The 19,488-nt window shown below is 36.2% G+C and carries 21 protein-coding genes; 8 read left to right on the forward strand and 13 right to left on the reverse strand.

The annotated features are described in order from the left end of the window. Positions 1 to 147 precede the first annotated feature (147 nt). The gene (locus JM84_RS09585) at positions 148 to 3,144 is read left to right on the forward strand and encodes a GEVED domain-containing protein (RefSeq protein ID WP_144783985.1); all 2,997 of its coding nucleotides are present in this window, start codon (positions 148 to 150) and stop codon (positions 3,142 to 3,144) included. Between the two features lie 129 nt (positions 3,145 to 3,273). Here JM84_RS09585 and JM84_RS09590 read toward each other — a convergent pair whose 3' ends face one another. Then, positions 3,274 to 4,485: an RsmB/NOP family class I SAM-dependent RNA methyltransferase gene (locus tag JM84_RS09590; RefSeq protein ID WP_144783987.1), complete on the reverse strand. Its 1,212-nt coding sequence runs from the start codon at positions 4,483 to 4,485 to the stop codon at positions 3,274 to 3,276. 69 nt (positions 4,486 to 4,554) lie between these two features. Between JM84_RS09590 and JM84_RS09595 the strand changes: the two genes are divergently transcribed. Beyond that, positions 4,555 to 5,667 (forward strand): WD40/YVTN/BNR-like repeat-containing protein, encoded by a 1,113-nt coding sequence (locus tag JM84_RS09595; protein ID WP_144783989.1) that lies wholly within the window; start codon positions 4,555 to 4,557, stop codon positions 5,665 to 5,667. A gap of 8 nt (positions 5,668 to 5,675) precedes the next feature. Here JM84_RS09595 and JM84_RS09600 read toward each other — a convergent pair whose 3' ends face one another. From JM84_RS09600 to JM84_RS09615, 4 genes are all read right to left on the reverse strand, one after another. Then, complete coding sequence (locus JM84_RS09600) at positions 5,676 to 6,143, reverse strand: hypothetical protein (RefSeq protein ID WP_144783991.1); 468 nt, start codon at positions 6,141 to 6,143, stop codon at positions 5,676 to 5,678. Positions 6,144 to 6,146: 3 nt separating this feature from the next. Beyond that, complete coding sequence (locus JM84_RS09605; RefSeq protein ID WP_144783993.1) at positions 6,147 to 6,674, reverse strand: hypothetical protein; 528 nt, start codon at positions 6,672 to 6,674, stop codon at positions 6,147 to 6,149. 36 nt (positions 6,675 to 6,710) lie between these two features. Then, a complete protein-coding gene (locus JM84_RS09610; protein ID WP_315897946.1) occupies positions 6,711 to 7,262 on the reverse strand; it encodes an RNA polymerase sigma factor in 552 nt (183 codons plus the stop codon). Between the two features lie 329 nt (positions 7,263 to 7,591). Beyond that, entirely contained in the window at positions 7,592 to 8,458 is an 867-nt protein-coding gene (locus JM84_RS09615; RefSeq protein WP_013752207.1) for an RNA polymerase sigma factor RpoD/SigA, read from the reverse strand. A gap of 239 nt (positions 8,459 to 8,697) precedes the next feature. On the opposite strand from JM84_RS09615, the gene JM84_RS09620 reads away from it, so the two are divergent. Both JM84_RS09620 and JM84_RS09625 read left to right on the forward strand, forming a co-directional pair. Next, positions 8,698 to 9,150 carry a Dabb family protein gene (locus JM84_RS09620; RefSeq protein ID WP_144783997.1) on the forward strand — a complete coding sequence of 151 codons (453 nt, stop codon included), beginning with the start codon at positions 8,698 to 8,700 and terminating at the stop codon, positions 9,148 to 9,150. Positions 9,151 to 9,234: 84 nt separating this feature from the next. Then, the gene (locus JM84_RS09625) at positions 9,235 to 10,986 is read left to right on the forward strand and encodes an ABC transporter ATP-binding protein (RefSeq protein WP_144783999.1); all 1,752 of its coding nucleotides are present in this window, start codon (positions 9,235 to 9,237) and stop codon (positions 10,984 to 10,986) included. 78 nt (positions 10,987 to 11,064) lie between these two features. On the opposite strand, the gene JM84_RS09630 is transcribed toward JM84_RS09625, so the two are convergent. After that, positions 11,065 to 11,442 (reverse strand): DUF2237 family protein, encoded by a 378-nt coding sequence (locus tag JM84_RS09630; protein WP_144784001.1) that lies wholly within the window; start codon positions 11,440 to 11,442, stop codon positions 11,065 to 11,067. A 134-nt stretch (positions 11,443 to 11,576) separates the two neighbouring features. Between JM84_RS09630 and JM84_RS09635 the strand changes: the two genes are divergently transcribed. Then, positions 11,577 to 11,939: a DoxX family protein gene (locus tag JM84_RS09635; RefSeq protein WP_144784003.1), complete on the forward strand. Its 363-nt coding sequence runs from the start codon at positions 11,577 to 11,579 to the stop codon at positions 11,937 to 11,939. Here JM84_RS09635 and JM84_RS09640 read toward each other — a convergent pair. After that, entirely contained in the window at positions 11,932 to 12,282 is a 351-nt protein-coding gene (locus JM84_RS09640) for a DoxX family protein (protein WP_144784005.1), read from the reverse strand. The genes JM84_RS09635 and JM84_RS09640 overlap by 8 nt on opposite strands. Before the next feature lie 87 nt (positions 12,283 to 12,369). Further along, positions 12,370 to 12,693 carry a hypothetical protein gene (locus tag JM84_RS09645; RefSeq protein ID WP_144784007.1) on the reverse strand — a complete coding sequence of 108 codons (324 nt, stop codon included), beginning with the start codon at positions 12,691 to 12,693 and terminating at the stop codon, positions 12,370 to 12,372. 309 nt (positions 12,694 to 13,002) lie between these two features. Here JM84_RS09645 and JM84_RS09650 point away from each other — a divergent pair, with 309 nt between their 5' ends. Further along, a complete protein-coding gene (locus JM84_RS09650) occupies positions 13,003 to 13,449 on the forward strand; it encodes a cold-shock protein (protein WP_144784009.1) in 447 nt (148 codons plus the stop codon). Here JM84_RS09650 and JM84_RS09655 read toward each other — a convergent pair. From JM84_RS09655 to JM84_RS09675, 5 genes are all read right to left on the reverse strand, one after another. Further along, positions 13,446 to 14,021: a pseudouridine synthase gene (locus JM84_RS09655; RefSeq protein WP_144784010.1), complete on the reverse strand. Its 576-nt coding sequence runs from the start codon at positions 14,019 to 14,021 to the stop codon at positions 13,446 to 13,448. The two genes, JM84_RS09650 and JM84_RS09655, sit on opposite strands and share 4 nt — an antisense overlap. A gap of 61 nt (positions 14,022 to 14,082) precedes the next feature. After that, positions 14,083 to 14,928: a 23S rRNA (adenine(1618)-N(6))-methyltransferase RlmF gene (rlmF, locus tag JM84_RS09660; protein WP_144784012.1), complete on the reverse strand. Its 846-nt coding sequence runs from the start codon at positions 14,926 to 14,928 to the stop codon at positions 14,083 to 14,085. Between the two features lie 162 nt (positions 14,929 to 15,090). Continuing rightward, positions 15,091 to 15,375, reverse strand: coding sequence for a hypothetical protein (locus JM84_RS09665; RefSeq protein WP_013752197.1), 285 nt, complete (start codon positions 15,373 to 15,375; stop codon positions 15,091 to 15,093). A 2-nt stretch (positions 15,376 to 15,377) separates the two neighbouring features. Then, positions 15,378 to 16,778, reverse strand: a complete 1,401-nt coding sequence (locus JM84_RS09670; RefSeq protein WP_144784014.1) for an exonuclease domain-containing protein — start codon at positions 16,776 to 16,778, stop codon at positions 15,378 to 15,380. A 108-nt stretch (positions 16,779 to 16,886) separates the two neighbouring features. Beyond that, positions 16,887 to 17,156 (reverse strand): EF-hand domain-containing protein, encoded by a 270-nt coding sequence (locus JM84_RS09675; RefSeq protein WP_013752195.1) that lies wholly within the window; start codon positions 17,154 to 17,156, stop codon positions 16,887 to 16,889. 210 nt (positions 17,157 to 17,366) lie between these two features. On the opposite strand from JM84_RS09675, the gene JM84_RS09680 reads away from it, so the two are divergent. Both JM84_RS09680 and JM84_RS09685 read left to right on the forward strand, forming a co-directional pair. Further along, complete coding sequence (locus tag JM84_RS09680; protein WP_144784016.1) at positions 17,367 to 18,476, forward strand: alkene reductase; 1,110 nt, start codon at positions 17,367 to 17,369, stop codon at positions 18,474 to 18,476. 29 nt (positions 18,477 to 18,505) lie between these two features. Continuing rightward, positions 18,506 to 19,462: a YihY/virulence factor BrkB family protein gene (locus tag JM84_RS09685; RefSeq protein ID WP_144784017.1), complete on the forward strand. Its 957-nt coding sequence runs from the start codon at positions 18,506 to 18,508 to the stop codon at positions 19,460 to 19,462. Positions 19,463 to 19,488 lie beyond the last annotated feature (26 nt).

Below are 19,488 nucleotides of genomic sequence, written 5' to 3' on the forward strand. Positions count from 1 at the left end.
GACGTAAATTTACTACAATATTTATTGATATGATAGGTAGGATAATATCTCTTTGTCATGTTCTTTAAAAGAGTTGTTAACCATTTATTAAGATAAGGGGAATAAAATGTATTATCTTTAGTAAACAGAAACTAAACTCCCCAAATTATGAAGAACAAACTACTAATAATTTTGCTAGTTACATTTTCTAATTATCTCATTGCGCAGGAGTTATTACCTCCTACAGAGATCACTAAGGGAAAATTTATAGGTAAAACAGCAGCACTGAGAGATCAACCTATAATTACCTCAAATAAATCTTTAGGAGTATCAGAGATTACGATTGTTCCTAATAATTTACGAGGAAACCGAAAGATAAATGATCAAGCATTACCACTAGGTTCAGATCCTATTACACAGTTTGCTTCGGGACAGTTTAGAATGCTTGAAACTGAAGCAAATTTTGGAGGTGGAAACTCCTCTCAGTCCAATTTTACACCACCAGACCCATCTGGAGCGGTAGGGCCTGATCACTATGTACAAGGTATAAATAGTGTCATTAATATATTTGATAAGCAAGGAACGTTACTCTTGGGGCCTGTAGCGTTAGGAGATTTTCTAGGAAATGGACAGAATGAAGGAGATCCTATAGTTATGTATGACCAACTTGCAGATCGATTTTTTGTGAGTCAGTTTCAAACGTCTACCGTTGCTAGTTTAAATAATATTCTTGTTATAGGAGTGTCAGAAACTCCGGATCCTACAGGAGCTTACTTTATATATCAATTTCAGTTAGATGCTTTTCCAGATTACCCACATTATGCAGTTTGGCCAGATGCCTATTATTTAACTGCAAATAAAAATCAAGGAAACACCACCTATGCGTTAGATAGAGCAGCAATGCTTGCCGGAGAGGATACTGTGACTTTAGTAGGTTTTAATCTGCCAGGGATTGTGCGCAATCCCGGCACTGTTTTTAGTCCAGAACCAGCAAATTTAACGGGCTTTTCATTTCCAGAGGACGCACCAGGTTACATTGTTTATTTACAAGATGATGGCTGGGGTGGAGCAATTACAGAAGATCACTTAAAAGTCTGGGAACTAGATGTAGATTTTGACGAGCCCGGAAACTCCACGGTATCTATGCCATTAGAAATTCCTGTTGCCCCTTTCGATTCTGTTTTCGGAGAATTTGGAGAGGGAGATCTTGCTCAACCAGGTTCTAATCAAAAAATAGATATGATAGGAGGTGTCATATCTTATGCTGCCAATTATAGAAGTTTTGAAGATCATAACTCATGGCTTATCACATTTAATGTAGATGTAGACGGAAATGATAGATCAGGAATACGATGGACAGAGTTACGTAACAGCGATACAGAACCGTGGAGTGTTTTCCAGCAAGGAACTTATGCTCCTTCTGATGGAAAAAGCCGTTTTATGGGAAGTGGGGCAATGGATGCTCAAGGCAATATAGGCCTTGCATTTAATGTAGGAAGTGCAAATGATTTTATCGGAATAAGCTATACCGGACGTTTTGATGGCGATACAGCTGGTGAGATGACACTGGGTGAAGCCATTATTGTACAAGGTTCTGGAATACAAACTTTTTCTAATCGTTTTGGAGATTACTCACATTTAACAATGGATCCAAATGACTTTTCATTCTGGCATACCGCCGAATATTTCTCGGCAACTAATTTTTGGGATACGCAGATAGCTTCTTTTAGATTATCTGATGGATTTACTAATGATGTAGGTGTAATTGCCATCGACTCTCCAGTAGACGGAATTCTCACAAGTGCAGAAACAATTCAAGTTACAGTAAGAAACTTTGGGACAGATCCTCAAGTAGATATTCCTATTTCATTATCAATAGATGGGGTGGTGGTAGCAAATGAGGTGATTACTGGACCTATTGCACCTAACTCTAACAGCTCATATGAATTTACAACCACTGCAGATTTATCTGTACAAGGGCAATCGTATTTAATAGCTGCGGAGACTAGTCTCGTAACAGATCAAGCTCCAGTAAATAATGATGCTGTAAAAACGGTAACGCACTTATATGAAAATGATCTTGGAGTTGTGAGTATCACTTCACCAGAATCGGCTGGAGGGTTGTCACAAGAAACAGTGGTTATTCGTATTAAGAACTTTGGAGCTAATACCCAATCAGATTTTGAAGTACAGTATGCTGTAGATGGAGGAACAGCTGTAGTAGAAACATTTACTGGCGCTATCGCTCCTGGAGCGATTGAAGATTTCACATTTGCAGTTCAAGCAGATATTACAGTATTTACCACCTATCAATTAGAAGCAAGAACTAATAGCGTGGGTGATCAAGATCCTTCAAATGACGCTGCAACTACAGAAGTAATTAACTCTTGTATGCCTCGCGCGACCGAACCTAATGGTGCAGGTTGTCAAGCAGACGGGATTAAGCAATTTATATTAAACACCATCAATGTTGATGATGGTGGTGATGGATGTAACACAGAACCAACTAACGGGCCTCAAGGTTATGCAGACCGTACAGATCTAGAAACAACACTAAGTAATGTAGCTGGTCAAAATGAATACGTACTTCAAGCGCGTCATAATTATGATGCGGGAGCTGGTATAGAAGTATTGTCTGTATGGGTTGACTTCAATGACGACGGGATTTTTGAACAGTCTGAACAATTAATTCAAGGTGTTCCTTTTCCAGGAGCAAATACGCTAGATAGTTTTGATCTGGTAATCCCAGTAGACGCTCCTTTAGGAAGTCATACTTTAAGAGCTAAAGCTATTGATGGTGCAGAGCCAGGTGACATTAATAATCCGTGTTCAGATTTCCGTTTTGGGGAAGTCCAGGATTATACGGTTACTATAGATGATACATTGAGCATTGATGATTTTCTACAAGGAACTACAGATTTAGTTATCACTTCACTAGAAGACAATCAATTTGATGTGCAATTGCCAACAGATTATGATGGTAAAGTGTATGTAGGTGTTTCTAATCTCTTAGGGCAGCAATTAACGTATAAAGCAATTGCTAGAGGTATTGATGGTTTTAGAGTATTATTGAACTTAGCTAACCTTTCTTCAGGAGTGTATATAGTAACAGTAAATGATCAAACGGGTAGATTTACTAAAACTAAGAAGATTATAGTGCAGTAGATTTTAATTCTTACATTAGATTTATTCACATAAAAAAAGCCTTATTATCAATCGATAATAAGGCCTTTTTTTTTAAGTATAATCTCAGAACTCTTCTATAATAAATAAGAGAAGTGGCGAGGTGTTTTTTTATTGCTTTCGCGAAAGCAATGCCATGTAGAATCCGTCGTAACCAGTCTTTGCAGGGCTTACTGTTTCTTCTTTATCAAGTTGAAACTTCTGACCTTGTTCTGTAGCTAGGAAGGCTTGCACTTGCTCTTGATTCTCTCTAGGTAAGATAGAACAAGTAGCATAAAGCATTTTACCATCTTCCTTAACGATTTTACTATAGCTTTCTAGTAATTCTGCTTGTCTTTGTACGACCTTGTCTATAAATTCTGGCTGCAATTTCCATTTTAGATCAGGGTTACGTTTAATAGTTCCTAGTCCAGTACATGGTGCATCAATCAATACACGGTCTGCTGTATTGTAGAGTTTCTTAAAAACCTTAGTTGATGTAATTTCTCTTGTCTCTATATTGTGAGCTCCAGCGCGCTTAGATCTTCTTTTAAGTTCCTTAAGTTTACCTTCATAGATATCCATGGCGATAATCTGACCTTTATTTTCCATCAAGGCTGCTAGGTGTAAAGTTTTTCCTCCAGCTCCTGCACAAGTATCTACTACGCGCATTCCTGGTTGTACATCAAGCATACGTGCCACTTTTTGAGATGAGGCATCTTGTACTTCAAAGAAGCCATTTTTGAAAGCTTCTGTTGTAAATACATTCTTACGTTCTACAAGCTCTATAGCATCAGGATACCCATCTAATAATCGAGTATCTATATCTTGATCTGCAAGGGTATTTCTTAAATCTTTTGGAGTAGTCTTCAAGGTATTTGCTCTAAGTACAACTTGTGCTTGTGTATTTAAAGCCGCAAGTTCTAAAGCCCATTTTTTACCAAGTGCTTTCTCTCCCATCTCATCCATCCAGTCTGGAATAGACTCCTTGTACTTTCTGATTTTTGAAAGTTCGTCAAAACGTCCTTTTATTCTACGAGTAGGTATAGGTTCCATTTGTTTCCAGTCTGGAACTTCAATACCTCTTAATGTAGCCCAAACAGCAAATAACCTAAATAAATTAGGTCTACTATATGGTGCTTTTACTTCTGCAATTTCTGAGTATAATCTTTGCCAGCGCACGATATCGTAAACCGTCTCTGCAATGAAACCGCGATCACGGGATCCCCATCTTTTGTCAAATTTGAGAACCTTTCTTAAAACCTTATCAGCTTGTTCTCCGTCATTAAATATCATCCCTAGTGCATCAACTGCGGCAAAGACTAAATTTCTGTGTAATTTCATACTTTATTTTGAGGGTGTAAAGGTATTGGTTCTTTAGGTAATAGTGCTATTTTTACTAAAATTTTGACAATGCGTTTTCTATCTCTTTTTTTTATTTTATTTCTTCTTATTACATCTTGTAAGGATGTAAAAACTAATGACCAACATCCTGCGGTTGAGGATGCTCAAGTTTTCACGAAAGTGGATATCGAATTTTTACATCAGGATAGTACGAGTATACGTGCTCTAGAAGTAGCTCACGATGCAGTGATGTATGCAGGTAGCGACGGTCACTATGGTATTTATGAGATGAATCTTGATAAAACCAAGTCTACAGATGCTGCGATGGCTTCACAATTTAAAGAGACTAATAAAGGTAGAATAGACTTTTTGGGTAAAAATCCAGCTTTTAGAAGTATTGCTAATACTAGCAAGGCTTTTTACATACTCTCTATTGAAAATCCAGCATTGTTATATCGTTATGATAGAACAAGCAAAGAGGTTTCATTAGTATATACAGAGCAACAAGATAGTGTTTTTTATGATGCTATGACTTTCTGGAATGAGGAAGAGGGAATCGCGATAGGGGATTCTGTAAACGGTTGTTTATCTGTTATTGTTACAAGGGATGGCGGTGCTACTTGGGGAAAGCTAGATTGTGGATCACTGCCTAATCAACTAGAAAAAGAAGGAGCTTTTGCTGCTAGTAATACTAATATTAAAACCATAGGCGACGAGACATGGATTATTACCGGTGGTGGTACGTCTAGAATATACTATTCTGCAAACAAGGGGTTTTCTTGGAGTATTTATAACGTTCCAGTAGCTCAAGGAAAAGATACTCAAGGTGCTTATACCATGGATTTTTATGACAATAAAACAGGTATTATATACGGAGGTGATTATACTACCCCAGAAGATAATATTGACAATATAGCCATGACAAACGACGGTGGTAAGTCATGGATAGTTACTGCTTCTGGTAAAAATGATGGCTATAAAAGTTGTGTTCAGTATGTTCCTAACTCAAATGGAAAGGAAATTATTGCAGCTGGATTTACAGGTATTTCATACTCAAGCGACTCAGGTGCTTCATGGAAACAATTATCTGATGCGCCTTTCTTGACTGTAAGATTTGCAAATGATTCTACAGCTTATGCGGGAGGAAAAAACGCACTAGCAAGGCTTAATTTTAAAAGATAAGAGAGTTATTATGGCTCTCTGTGATCGCGCTTTCCATCTTTATCACCACGAAGTTTGTGTAATAAATCACGTCTAAAATCTCCTTCGGCTTTGAGAAGTATAAGTGTCTTTTTATAAGAGAGCTTATTTTTTAAACTCACAAACAATGCTTTTCTAGCATCAAGTTTTTGTTGCTCAAAAGACTGAATGTTATCAAGCGTGTTTTTTGCGCTGCTTTCATCCATAGTATCAAATTGATCTCTGGTTTCCTTTAGCACTTTACGTTCTCTGCTATAGATCTCAGACATGCGCTCACCGTAGGTATTGTAAATAGGCCAAAACACTTGCGCTTGGTCCGGAGTAAGCGATAACTTTTCAGTAATATATGCAACCTTAAGCGCTTGTATTCTCTCCTTTTTAGCGTTTCTATCCTCTTTTTGACCTACTGCAGTTGCAGTGATCATTATCGTAATTATACATGTTATAAGTAGTCTCATAATTTAATCTAAGTAAAAGTGGTAGCTATCTGTGCGATCATCTAGATAGTCGATAATAACTGATTCGTCTAAGGCAATATCATTATGAAGCGCATCAATGTCATCATCAGATAACCAATCGGCAAATTCAATTTGTTCAAGATCACTGGTTTCATCATCTAAATACTCTGCAATAGCAATACTCTCGATTCCTGCAGTTGTGTCTAGTTGTGACCAAACAATACTAGCTAGGAGTAGGAGGGCAGCAGCCACTCCTGCAATTGAATAGTAATAGTTTTTAAGAGATATTACTTTAGTAGCCGTATTTTGAGTTGATGTATTTTCCTCTTCTAGTTTTCGCAAAAGCGTAGTAAGCATTTCGTTTTTAGAGTTCTCAAAATATCCATCAGGGACATCATAGCGCTCACTATTTGAGCTAGATACTTCTGCTCTTAAGGTGATTTCATCAAGAATTACTTCTCGACTAGTGTCGAAATAATCTTGAGGAACTTTAAAACCTCTTTTAGACGGTATGTTGTTTGTTGTTTTCACGGTTCTATAAATAAGACTCTTAAAAAGTCAAAAGGTTTAATCTGCTTGTAATATGGCGGTTACTTTTTTTGTAGCGATATGGTAAGAACTTTTGAGAGCTCCTACAGAAGTGCCGAGTATTTCACTCATATCTTCATATTTCATATCCTGATGGTATTTCATCTGGAAGACTAGCTGTTGTTTCTCTGGTAATTGCGCTATTGCTTTTTCTAATGCTAGTTGTATGTCGTCTCCATTAAAATAGACATCACTTTCTAGGTTCTCAACAATGCGCGTTTGAAGCTCTTCATTTGAAATTTGTAAATGCCTAGCACGTTTCTTTAAAAACGTTAGCGATTCATTAGTCGCAATTCTATATAACCAAGTATAAAGTTTGCTATCTTCTTTGAAGTTTTTAATACTCTTATAAACTTTAATAAAAACGTTTTGTAACACATCATCTGCATCTTCATGATTTTTTACAATCCCTCGTATATGCCAATACAGCGGCTTTTGATATTTATCAAGTAATATAGCAAATGATCCATTATTGGGATCTTGCTGTAATGCGTGTATAAGGTCTTGCTCTTCTATGAGATGCGTTTTTATAAATTATAAGACTTCTAATGTACTTAAAGGTTTAATCCAGATATCAATCTGTAGTCTTAATTAGCAGACATTAACATGTATCTAATATTAATATCGATAAAATGCATTTAATCACGATAAAATACACAAATAGCTTGTGGGATTGAATTAAGGGTTTTATATTTGAATCATCATTAAAAGATGGTCAATTAGAATCCCCAAATTCATAAGTTGATTTTACAATAGTTTTTAGTGTCTAGGCCCCAAAGCTAGCATTAATGTCTAACCTACTTAACCTAAAAAAGCCCGTAAAAACGGGCTTTTTTTATGTTTTATTGTAAAATAGGATATTATCCTAAATACTTCATTAAGATTTTACTTTTAGAAGTGTGACGCAATCTCTTGATAGCTTTCTCTCTAATCTGGCGTACACGCTCACGACTTAGGTCAAAAATATCGCCTATCTCTTGAAGTGTCATAGCTGGTTGATTACCTAAACCGTAGTTTAAACGTACAACCTCTGCTTCTTTCTCTGTAAGTGTGTCTAGTGCTCTGTTGATCTCAATACTTAAAGACTCCTGCATAAGCTCTCTATCTGGACGAGGTGACTCGCTAGAACTTAAAACGTCATATAAGTTGTTATCATTTTCACCTTCGGCAAAAGGAGCATCCATACTTAAACTACGGCTTACGTTTTTAAGTGAGATTTTTACTTTTTCTTCAGATATGTCAAGATACTTTGCAATTTCTCCAGAGGTAGGCTTACGCTCATGTACTTGCTGTAAGTAAACCATTGCTTTGTTAATCTTACTTATCTCACCAATTTTATTGAGAGGAAGACGTACCGTACGTGCATGCTCTGCAATAGCTTGTAAGATAGATTGTCTAATCCACCATACTGCATATGAGATAAATTTAAAACCTCTAGTTTCATCAAAACGTTTTGCTGCTTTTACAAGCCCAACGTTTCCTTCGTTAATTAAATCAGAAAGGGATAAACCTTGATTTTGATATTGTTTTGCTACAGATATTACAAAACGAAGATTTGCTCTTGTAAGAGCATCTAGTGCTCTCTCGTCTCCTTTTTGAATACGTTGTGCTAACTCAACCTCTTCTTCGGCAGTAATTAAATCAATCTTGCTCACATCCTGAAGATAGTTATTCAGGGATTTCGTCTCTCTATTAGTAACCTGCTTGGTGATTTTGAGTTGTCTCATGTATTGTCTATATATTAAGTGAGTATTACCCCATTATAACCTAAATGATTCATAAAAGCAAGTATTTAACTAAAACAGTTAAAAAACATGCGATAAGCCCAGTAAAACTGAAATTTATAAAAATTACGTTATGATAATTTTAAGATATGATAGCGTTATAATAATGGATGTATTCTATTATTAAGTATGTATAACGCACAAAGGTAAGATTTGTTACATTTAACTCATAATTATAGGGCATGAAAATACAATTACAACTCATTATTCTTTTCATTTCCAGCATTTTCATTACTTCTTGTGATCAAGGAGAATTTGCTGCGAGTAATACTGCGATCAAGAGTGATGTCATTATCTCAACAGATAGCGAGACTGTTTTTAATGAAAACTATGCACATGTCGTTTACTTTTGGTTCAAAGACCCTACTAACGAAGAGGATAAGAAACTTTTTGAAAAGTCCCTGCGCACTTTCTTGGATAGTTCGCTATATGCCAAAACACATTTTATAGGCACATCGCCCATGGCAACAAGGGAAGTTGTAGATGACGGCTTTACTTATAATCTAGTGTTGAGTTTTGCATCAGCAGAGGATCAGCAGGCGTATCAAGATGAGGATGCACACAAGACATTTATAGAAAAATGCGCTCATCTTTGGGAAAAAGTAATAGTTTATGATGCCACGAGCATAAGATAATTACCCCATAGTTACAGCTTTCAAATATAATGACGGTGGTTAGTTATGCTTTCGCGAAAGCGCAATTATAACTAGTTTTGTGCTATGTCAAAAGAGCAAAGTAAAAAGAGTAAAGTAACTATAACATCTGCATTTAAAACCATTATCTGGCCACGACGAAAGCTAGTATTTATTGGACTCATTCTCATCGTAATAGGTCGTCTAGCGAGTCTCGTGTTGCCATGGAAATCAAAAGCTTTACTAGATCACATTATCCCTAATAAGGACATGGCTGCACTATACGATTTATTGTGGCTCGTGGGGGTTGCGCTTCTTATACAAGCCATCACATCATTTTTACTTACACGTATATTGAGTGTGCAAGCACAGTATCTCATCTCAGAACTTAGAGCTCAGGTACAGAAAAAAGTATTGTCATTACCTATTAGCTTTTTTGATAACACAAAATCCGGAGCGCTTGTATCACGCATCATGAGTGATGTAGAAGGTGTGCGTAATCTTATAGGTACAGGATTAGTACAGCTGGTGGGAGGGAGCATAACCGCCGTTATATCATTAGTGCTATTGATACGTATTAATGCGTTAATGACCTTGTTTGTGTTCTTACCGGTAGCCATTTTTGGGTATGTTGCCTTACGTGCTTTCAAGCATATCCGTCCTATTTTTAGAAATAGAGGTAAAATCAATGCCGAAGTAAAAGGAAGACTCACTGAGACACTATCTGGTGTACGAGTAATCAAGGGCTTTGGGGCAGAAGAACAAGAAAATAAATCCTTTGAAGAAGGTGTTGATAGATTATTTCAAAACGTCAAAAAAAGTCTTACTGCTACCGCAGTGATGTCTAGTAGTTCTACATTTTTACTTGGTTTAGCATCTGTTGGAATTATGGGTATAGGTGGCTATTTCATGATACAAGGGGAGATGACTACGGGAGAGTTTCTGTTTTTTACACTCTTGCTAGGCTTTATGATTGCGCCTATCGTACAAATGAGTAATATAGGGAGCCAACTTACAGAGGCGCTAGCAGGATTAGACCGTACGGAAGAATTAATGAATATGACACCTGAGGATGAATTAGGGAATCGTGATATAGAACTAGAAAATTTTAAAGGAGATATAAAATTTGAAAATGTATCCTTCTCTTATGAAAAAGGAAAAGAAGTGATACATAACATTTCCTTTGAAGCAAAAGCAGGAACTACGGTAGCACTTGTAGGAAGTTCTGGTTCTGGAAAATCAACTATTGCCGGATTATCAGCAACATTCTTAAATCCTCAACAGGGAGTGGTGTCTGTAGATGGTCAAGATTTATCAAGAGTAAAACTACCTAGTTTTAGAAAGCATTTAGGGGTTGTATTACAAGATGAATTTCTATTTGAGGGAACCATAAGGGACAATATAATGTTTCCTAGACCAAATGCCTCAGAAGAGCGATTACAAGAAGCAGTAAAAGCTGGTTATGTAAATGAATTTACAGATCGTTTTGAAGATGGACTTGATACACTTATAGGTGAGCGAGGTGTAAAGCTATCTGGTGGACAGCGCCAGCGTATTGCGATTGCTAGAGCAATACTTGCTGCTCCTAAAGTGATTATACTAGATGAGGCTACCTCAAACCTAGACACCGAAAGCGAAGCGCTTATTCAAAAGTCCTTATCACAACTAGTAAAGGATAGGACGACTATTGTCATTGCTCACAGGCTAAGTACTATAAAAAAAGCAGATCAGATTTTAGTGATAGAAGATGGCCGCATCGCAGAACAAGGAACTCACGATGAACTTATAGGTAAAGAAGGAAGGTATTTTGACCTATACACGTATCAAGCTAAGATTTAATGATTTTTAAATAGTTAGTAATTAAACGATTCTCTATAATATGTTTACAGTCAAAATGCTATCAAAAACTACCTGTTCTTAATCGTAGGCATATTTTTTAAGCATATTGATGGTAGTGTACTCCAGTGCTTTTTGATCTGTGGCAGCCAACTTTACCAGTGGTGCAACCCCAGCTTTTTCTGCTTCTAGCCATCTTAAAATGCACAAACACCACCCATCACCAGGTTTAAGCCCAGGAAAATTCCATTGAGGAATAGGGGTAGAGAGGTCATTTCCTTTTGACTTTGTATACGTGAGAAACTCCTCTGTCATAATTGCACAAACTACATGAGTTCCTTGATCTATGCCAGCAGTCCTACAGTATCCATCTCTAAAATACCCTGTCATAGGATCACTGCAACAACCTATCAACGATGAGCCTAATATATTTAATGCGGGTGTACTGTTGTCATTCATGATTTTGCTTATATTTTGTTAAGTAAAGGTCTTAAATCTTAATCTCTTGGTAAATTTCATGATAGAAATTAATTTTTTTTGTGAAATGCAGCCTTTACATATCTTAAAATCTTAATTTTAAATAAAAAAAACACATGGAATATTTATCGATTGTTTTAAAATGTATTGTTGGTTTAAGCATTCTTAATGTTTGGCTATTGCGTAAAGGACAATCTTCACCTTGGAGAGGAGGAAATGCAAATTCCTTAAAAGAAGAATTTGCTCATTATGGATTATCAGAAACAGCGATGAAAGCGGTAGGTACAATTAAGTGTTTACTTGCTGTGGGGCTTCTAGTTTCTATTTTTGTACCAGTTTTAGAATTTTATAGTGCTTTAGGTATTGCGGTGATGATGGTAGGAGCAATTGCAATGCACTTGAAAGTAGGGGATGTTTTAAAAAAGTCTTTTCCTGCATTTCTGTTTTTAGCACTTTCAGTATTGATTATTCTCATCTAAGGAAAATCAGATAATAAGCTAGATAAGCGTTGAGCACAAAGAATACAAAGGATGGCAAAGCGGCTATAAATGAATCTTTTATCTTAAGGCGAACAGCCCATCCTAATAACATTAGTAGTGAAATCCCCATCAGAGCTGCAATTTGTAAGGGTTTGTAGAAGTATCCTATTAAGACTCCTAGTCCACCTATAATTTGCGCGACACCAGTAATTTTTCGTTGTAGCTTAGATAACCCAAAACGCTCAAATTCGGCAGTCATAAAATTGGAAGACAAACAACTCACACCGTAATAAAGGAATGAAAAGCCTATTAACCCTATAAGTACTGTATGTGCTATTGTCATTTAATAAAGATATACTAATTGTAAAGTTAACTTCCATATAAATAAAAAGCGACCGTTTGGTCGCTTTTTATCGTTTATCGTAAATGGTTACTTTATATACTGATCACTTTGCTCTTCAAGATTCTCTTTTGTTTCTCCACCTTGACTATATAACATGTTTTCCTCGTCTTTAATTCGGTTTGTAGTCTTCTTACTAGCCGCACTACGTCCCGGAACATCTAAGTCTTTTCCAGAAAAATCAACGTTTTCTTCCCTATTGGTTAATGCTACATCATCTCCACCATCTTGACGAATGTTATTTTCAATGTCTTGCCCTAATACTTTAAGGTCTTCACTCGTAATGTCAGAGTTGTATGATGTATCCTTTTGGTCTTCTTTTAACTTGTTATTGTTATTTGCTTGTGTTTTCATATCTTTTGTTTTTTATAAAGTTAAGGAGATATCATAGTAGTAAAATGAGCTTTAACCCATTGATAAGAAAAGGATAACAAATGGTGTTAAATACAAGTCATAGTGGGGTGTGTACATAATTACGCTTTCGCGAAAGTTAAAAAATCACATTATTTTTTGTATCTTTACAAATATTCACGAATACCTTATCAAAAGGTAGGTTACACAGTTCAAAAATCTTTTACAGACTTAATAGTATTTTAAACTGCGTAAACGTGAGCGTTACGAGATATTCTTATAACGACTTCATTTAATACGAGAAAAGAGTTAATGGCTAGACCACAAGAAACCTTTGGTAAAAAAGAACGAGAAAAGAAAAGGCTTAAGAAAGCCGAAGACAAGCGCAAGAAAAAAGCAGCGCGAAAAGAAAGCGGAGAGAAAGCAAACGAGTTTGTGTACGTAAACCACTTAGGACAATTAGTAGATACTCCACCAGATCCAGCTTTGAAGGAAGAGGTAGATGTAGACGATATTGTTTTAGGAATTCCTAAGAAAGTTGAAGGCGATGAGCCAGATCCTATCAGAACTGGTTTTGTAGAATTTTTTGACTCTTCAAAAGGTTTTGGATTTATCAAAGATGCCGATACTCCAGAAAAGTACTTTGTTCACATTTCTGAAGTACGCGATGGTGAACTTAAAGAAGGCAATAAAGTGTCTTACGAAATAGAAAGAGGACAAAAAGGAATGAACGCAGTACGCGTGAGTAAAGTTGCTTAAAGCAACTCCTTTACCTCAATAACTTGTCTAGGCTCCAGACCCATTAGGGTTTGTGAGCCTATTCTTATTCTTACAAGTCTCAGTGTAGGGAAACCTACAGCACTCGTCATCTTACGTACTTGTCTAAATTTTCCTTCTGTAATAGTAACAGCTATCCATGGTGTAGGACCATGACGAGCGTCTCTTATTTTTTTAGAACGTTCTGGCAGCGTAGGATTCTCAATTAATCGTCTTACTTTACATGGTTTTGTTTGATATTTCTTACCGTCAAAACCAATCTCGACTCCAGCGGCCATTTGTTCAATAGCGTCGTCCGTAATCATACCATCTACTTGAACATAATATTCCTTTTCAATACCTGATCGATTAATGGTATCTGAGAGTTTACCATCTGTTGTCATGAGTAGTAATCCCTCAGATTTCTCATCAAGACGCCCTATAGCCATTGTACCCTCAGGAAAATCATGTAGCTCACTTAAAAACTTCTTCTTTCTAGCCTGTCGCTCATCATTACTAAGCAGCTGACTAATAAAACCATAAGGTTTGAATAATTTGAAGTGAGTATGGCTCATATCTAATTAAAGGAAGAGTAAAATAAATAAAGTTGATTATTAAAAAGAGTGATGTTTTGTACTACTCTTTAAATCTCCAAGCTAGAAATCTTGATTTCTTATTACCCTGAGACATATCTACCGTTCTATGCTCTGCATTAAGCTTCTCAAGTTGCTTTTTGATTTTAGAAAGGTGCTCACTTTTTGAAACTAACGTTGTAAACCAATCCACTTGTGATTTAAAGTTTACACTTTCCTTTACCATGCGCTTAATAAATAGTGCTTCTCCACCATTACACCAAAGCTCATTAGATTGTCCTGCAAAGTTACGTTCAACTTCTTTGAGTTTAAGCCCTTTTGATTTCTCCTTAGTTGCTTTAAAAGCATCTTTTTCAGAGCTGTAAAAAGGAGGGTTACACATTGTAAAATCGTAATGCTCTCCAGGTAAAATAGCGCCTGTAAAAATATTAGCACGATCTTGTTGATAGGTAGCTGTTAAGAATCCTTTGAGATGCGTATTTTTTTCAAGAATTGTATTTGCATTTCTAATAGCCTTTGCATCGATATCAACTCCTTTCATTTTCCAATTAAAAACAGATCCTGCTAGAAGTGGGTAGACAAAGTTTGCCCCAGTACCTATATCAAGGCCGTGCACATCTTCTTTTCCTATAAAATCATTGAGATAATGTAGATAATCTACGCGTCCCGGAATTGCTGGGCACAAATAGCCTTCAGGGATTTCATACCAGTTTAAAGAATAATCGCTTAATAAAATAGCACGATTGAGTTCTAAAACCGCTTTAGAATTTGTAAAATCTATTGTTTGAATTCCGCGGTCTGTTTCTAGAACATAAGGAGCAAGCTCTTTATTTGCTTTTCTAAGCTGTTTAAAAAGATAAGGACCTATATTTTTATTATTTGGATGCATAGCTGGATAATTAGTAACGCCCTGATAATATGTTATCTCGGCAGTTTATTAGTCACCTTATATCAAATTAGTATAAAAGTGATTAACGTTGCAAAATTACCAATTATACTTTCCTTAGTAAGAGAAGCAAGCCTTTTTCTTTGGGTAGGAAAAAGTATCTGTTTACACTAACTTTCCTCTATATGCTAGTGAGATCATATTATGTGATAAAAGTAAGTTCTTGTCCTTCACGTAAGATGAGAGATAAGATATGACCAGTTTTCTTTGATCTGTAGTAAGATGCTTATATGCTGGCTTAGCAATCTGAGTATCCCACTTTGTACCTATAACATTATCTAGCGCAATGCGTAGATAGCAATGATTTTGAAAATTAAGATCAGGATAATGACTTACTAATAGTTCAGGTATTTCAAGGTAATAGGTTTTAAAATCTAAGGCTGTGTCCATAATTAAGCAGAAATAGCAAGTGATACAATATGCGGATTTTTATGTCTACGTAAATAACTTCTCAATATAATGTCTGTATGATACGTGCTCTTTTTAGGTAGTAAATGTGAGGCTACTTCATCAAAATGACTCACTTGCTCTGTCTCAGGTACAAAGCCAAAACCTTTATAAACGCCTTTATCTATGTATATGAAGGCTGTTTCATTATCTGTACGACCGTCTTCTTTTATAATATAACTCTCATTTTCTGCATCAAAGGATTGTAATGCTTCACGAACGCGTAGATTGTAATCAGTTACAGATTCGTTATTACTACAGATACCTTTACAATTTTTTAGACTATAATGTGAGCACTCATTAAAGGTTGCCTGCAAACCGCAAAAACGTGGGCATAATTCATACATCTCACAAAGCTCCATGAGTCGCTCTGTAGCTTTGGCTCTAGTAAATACTTTTTGAGTTGCTGTATGTCTATATTTTGTCTTGGCTACCGCGAGCTGTATGATACCTTTTCTATTTTCATACGATATAATAGAGTAGGTGCTTGTGGGTATTTTTTGAGCCCTGTTGAACTTTGGGAAATATTGCTGGATATATTCAGATTCTAGTAATAGTGCGCAAAGTTCATTTCCAGTAACTTCATAATCTATTTGATAGGTTTCTTGACCTAATAAATATTCCTTATTCTTTTTGTCGTAAAAATGTGAGAGGACTCTCTTTTTAATATTAATAGCTTTACCTACGTAAATCACTTTACCCGTGCGATCTTTAAATAAGTAGATACCAGCAGTTTCTGGTAATTCTTGAATAATGCGAGATGGCAAGTGCGGCGGCAGTGTAGCTTCTTTAGAGCGCACATTAAGAAAGGAGCTCATAACTTTGCCATCCTCATCAAGGGTGAGTAATCGTTTAAAAAGAATTACAGTAGCATCTGTATCCCCTTCGGCTCTGTGGCGATTATTAAGAGGAATTCCTATAGAGGCACAAAGATTACCTAACGAATAACTAAAGAGACTAGGTATAAGCTTTCGCGAAAGCCTCACCGTACACAGTTTTTTTCTAGTAAATGAATGGCCGAGTCGCTTAAACTCGCTACGCAACACGTTAAAATCAAATGTGACGTTATGTGCTACAAATATGGCTCCTGACGATATCTCAATAATTCGATCTGCAATTTCATTAAATAGCGGTGCGTCTGCCACCATAGCGTCATCTATACCCGTAAGATTAGTAATAAATGGCGGAATGTATTGTTCAGGATTTACTAGTGAAGTAAATTTATCTACTACTTCACCATCTTTAAGGCGTACCGCACATATTTCTGTAATGCGATTGCCATTAATTCCTTTTCCCGTAGTTTCTACGTCTATAACACAATGATATGTAGGCTCTGTCTCATTCATAAATGAGTTACAAAGTTACTCTTTATTTTGAGATATTAGGAATAATTCCAAAAAAATGGAAAATATTGTGAATGTTATTTAGAAAAAGTGAATCCTATTGATAAGATATTAGTGTTTGATCTCGTCAAGTGCCTTTTTAAACTCTTCCCAGCTCACATTATCGTTACCATCCTTACTATATCCGTCTATTAATGCAGAGGCAACCATAGATCTTATAAAACCACTTATTTCTGCTTTTTTCAAAAGTTCTTTGATTTCATCTTTTGATAAAGTGCCATTGCCATCTTCGTCAAAAAAAGCAAAAGCCTGCTCTGGACTATCAAATTCTTGTGTAATTAAGATTTGAAGTTTTTTGAGAATCATGTCTTTAGTAGCCATACGTTTATTTTTTTGTAATGAGTTGAATACGATTTTTTACTCGTTTTTAGATATAAAAGTACAACTTCACTTACTTGCGCCAAAAAGATAGTTGGTTATGATTTCAATTTTTCACGAAAGTGAAAACCTTATGATAATGAAAACATTGTTTTAACAACGCATTAACCGCAATGAGCGATAGCATGGACTAGTTTTGTAAAAAAAAATTGCATGGAAAATTATAAAGAACTTTTAAGCCCATTAGACACTGAGCATTTTAAATTGAAAAATAAGGTGGTTATGGCGCCTCTTACGAGGTCAAGATCTACTGCGGGACATATTCCGACAGATATAATGATTCAATATTATAGTGAGCGTGCCGGTGCAGGACTTATTATAACAGAAGGAACATCGCCGTCACTTAATGGTGTGGGATATCCTCGTATCCCAGGTATTTATAGTCGTGAGCAAGTAAAAGCATGGACGCCAGTAGCAAGTGCTGTACACAAAAATGGTGGAAAGATATTTATGCAACTTATGCACTCTGGTCGTATATCCCATCCAGATAACATGTCTGATGATGCAGTAGTATATGCTCCGTCTGCAATTAGACCAGAAGATACTAAGATGTATGTAGATGGAAAAGGTGAGTTACCTATTCCAGAACCTACCGCGATGAGCATTGAAGATATAGAGCATACCATTGAAGAGTATGTTACGGCAGCAAAAAATGCTATTGAAGCTGGTTTTGACGGGGTAGAAGTTCATAGTGCAAATGGTTATTTATTAGATCAGTTTTTAAATACTGGAACAAATAAGAGAGATGATAATTATGGTGGTTCTGTAGAGAATAGATGTCGCTTTACACTTGAAGTCACACAACGTGTTGTTGCGGCATTAGGTAAAGAAAAAGTAGGAGTCCGTTTATCTCCTAATGGAGCAATGAATGATATAGGACCTTTTGATAGTCAAAAAGAGACATTTGATTACCTATCTGCAAAATTAGAAGAGATTGCACCAGTTTATATACATCTAGTAAACCATGAATCTATGGGAGCACCAGGCTTACCAGCAGATATTGAGAAAAATATACGTGACCGTTTTAGTGGTTTACTTATTCTTAGTGGTGGTTATGATGCTGCCAAAGCAAATCAAGATTTGATGGATAAGAAAGGAGATTTAGTCGCTTTTGGACGTAATTTTATAGCAAACCCAGATTTAGTTAAGCGTTTTGAAGAAAATGCTTCTCTCAATGAGCCTAATCCAGATACGTTTTATACTCCTGGAAAAGAAGGTTACATTGATTACCCAACGCTCCAAGAGCAAAAAGATAACTCATAACTTTTAAACCCTTGAAAAAGGGTTTTTTTATGGAAAAAACAGATAATTATATGACGGCAGACCAAGGTAGGCGTTCTTTTAAAATAAAGGATGTGCCTCGCCTTATGGTTGACACTTATAAAAAATGGATGGCATCAGACCCATTTAAGTTAAGTGCTATCGTTGCCTATTATGCCATCTTATCACTGCCTGCACTTGTTGTTATTATTTTAAACATTGTAGGAGCTGTGTGGGGTAGAGATATCGTTCAAGGAGAACTACTTGCTGAAATTACTAAAGTCTTAGGACAAGAAACAGCAGAGTCTATACGACTCATGATGGTAGATCGAGGAGATGAAGAAACAGGTTTTTTTACAGCTACAGTCGGTATTTTAGTACTATTATACGGTGCAACGGGTGTTTTTTTTCAATTACAGCAGGCGCTAGACACGATATGGGGAGTTAATCTCAATGAGCAAGATGGGATTCTTAATATTATAAAAAGTAGGGCGAAGGGATTTGGATTTATTTTAATTATTGGGTTCTTACTTCTCATCAGTTTTATAGCCACTTCACTACTTAGCGCATTTTCAAACAGACTAGCAGAATTTTTACCAGCTTCTTTAATAGAATTTATATTTATAATTGATATAGCAATCTCGCTTATAGTTATTTACACGCTATTTGCAGCACTGTTTAAGTTTTTACCTAGCGTTTATGTGCGTTGGAAAGCAGTACGAGTAGGCGCCGGTCTTACAACCATATTATTTATTTTAGGAGAAGTTGCTATGGCATACTACTTCAATACCATGGAGCCTGGTTCTACTTATGGAGCAGCAGGATCTATAATCCTCATCATGCTCTGGGTTTCTTATAGCAGCCTGATTTTATTTTTTGGAGCAAATTTTACTAGAGTATATGCAGACGCATATTATAATGAAACGCGCCAGTTAAAGACAGGAATAGGTTTCAAAAGATTTCAACATTTTAAAAAGAAAGAAGAATAGTTACGCTTTCGCGAAAACTACCAATT

The organism is Dokdonia sp. Hel_I_63 (assembly GCF_007827285.1).
Classification (GTDB): Bacteria; Bacteroidota; Bacteroidia; order Flavobacteriales; family Flavobacteriaceae; genus Dokdonia.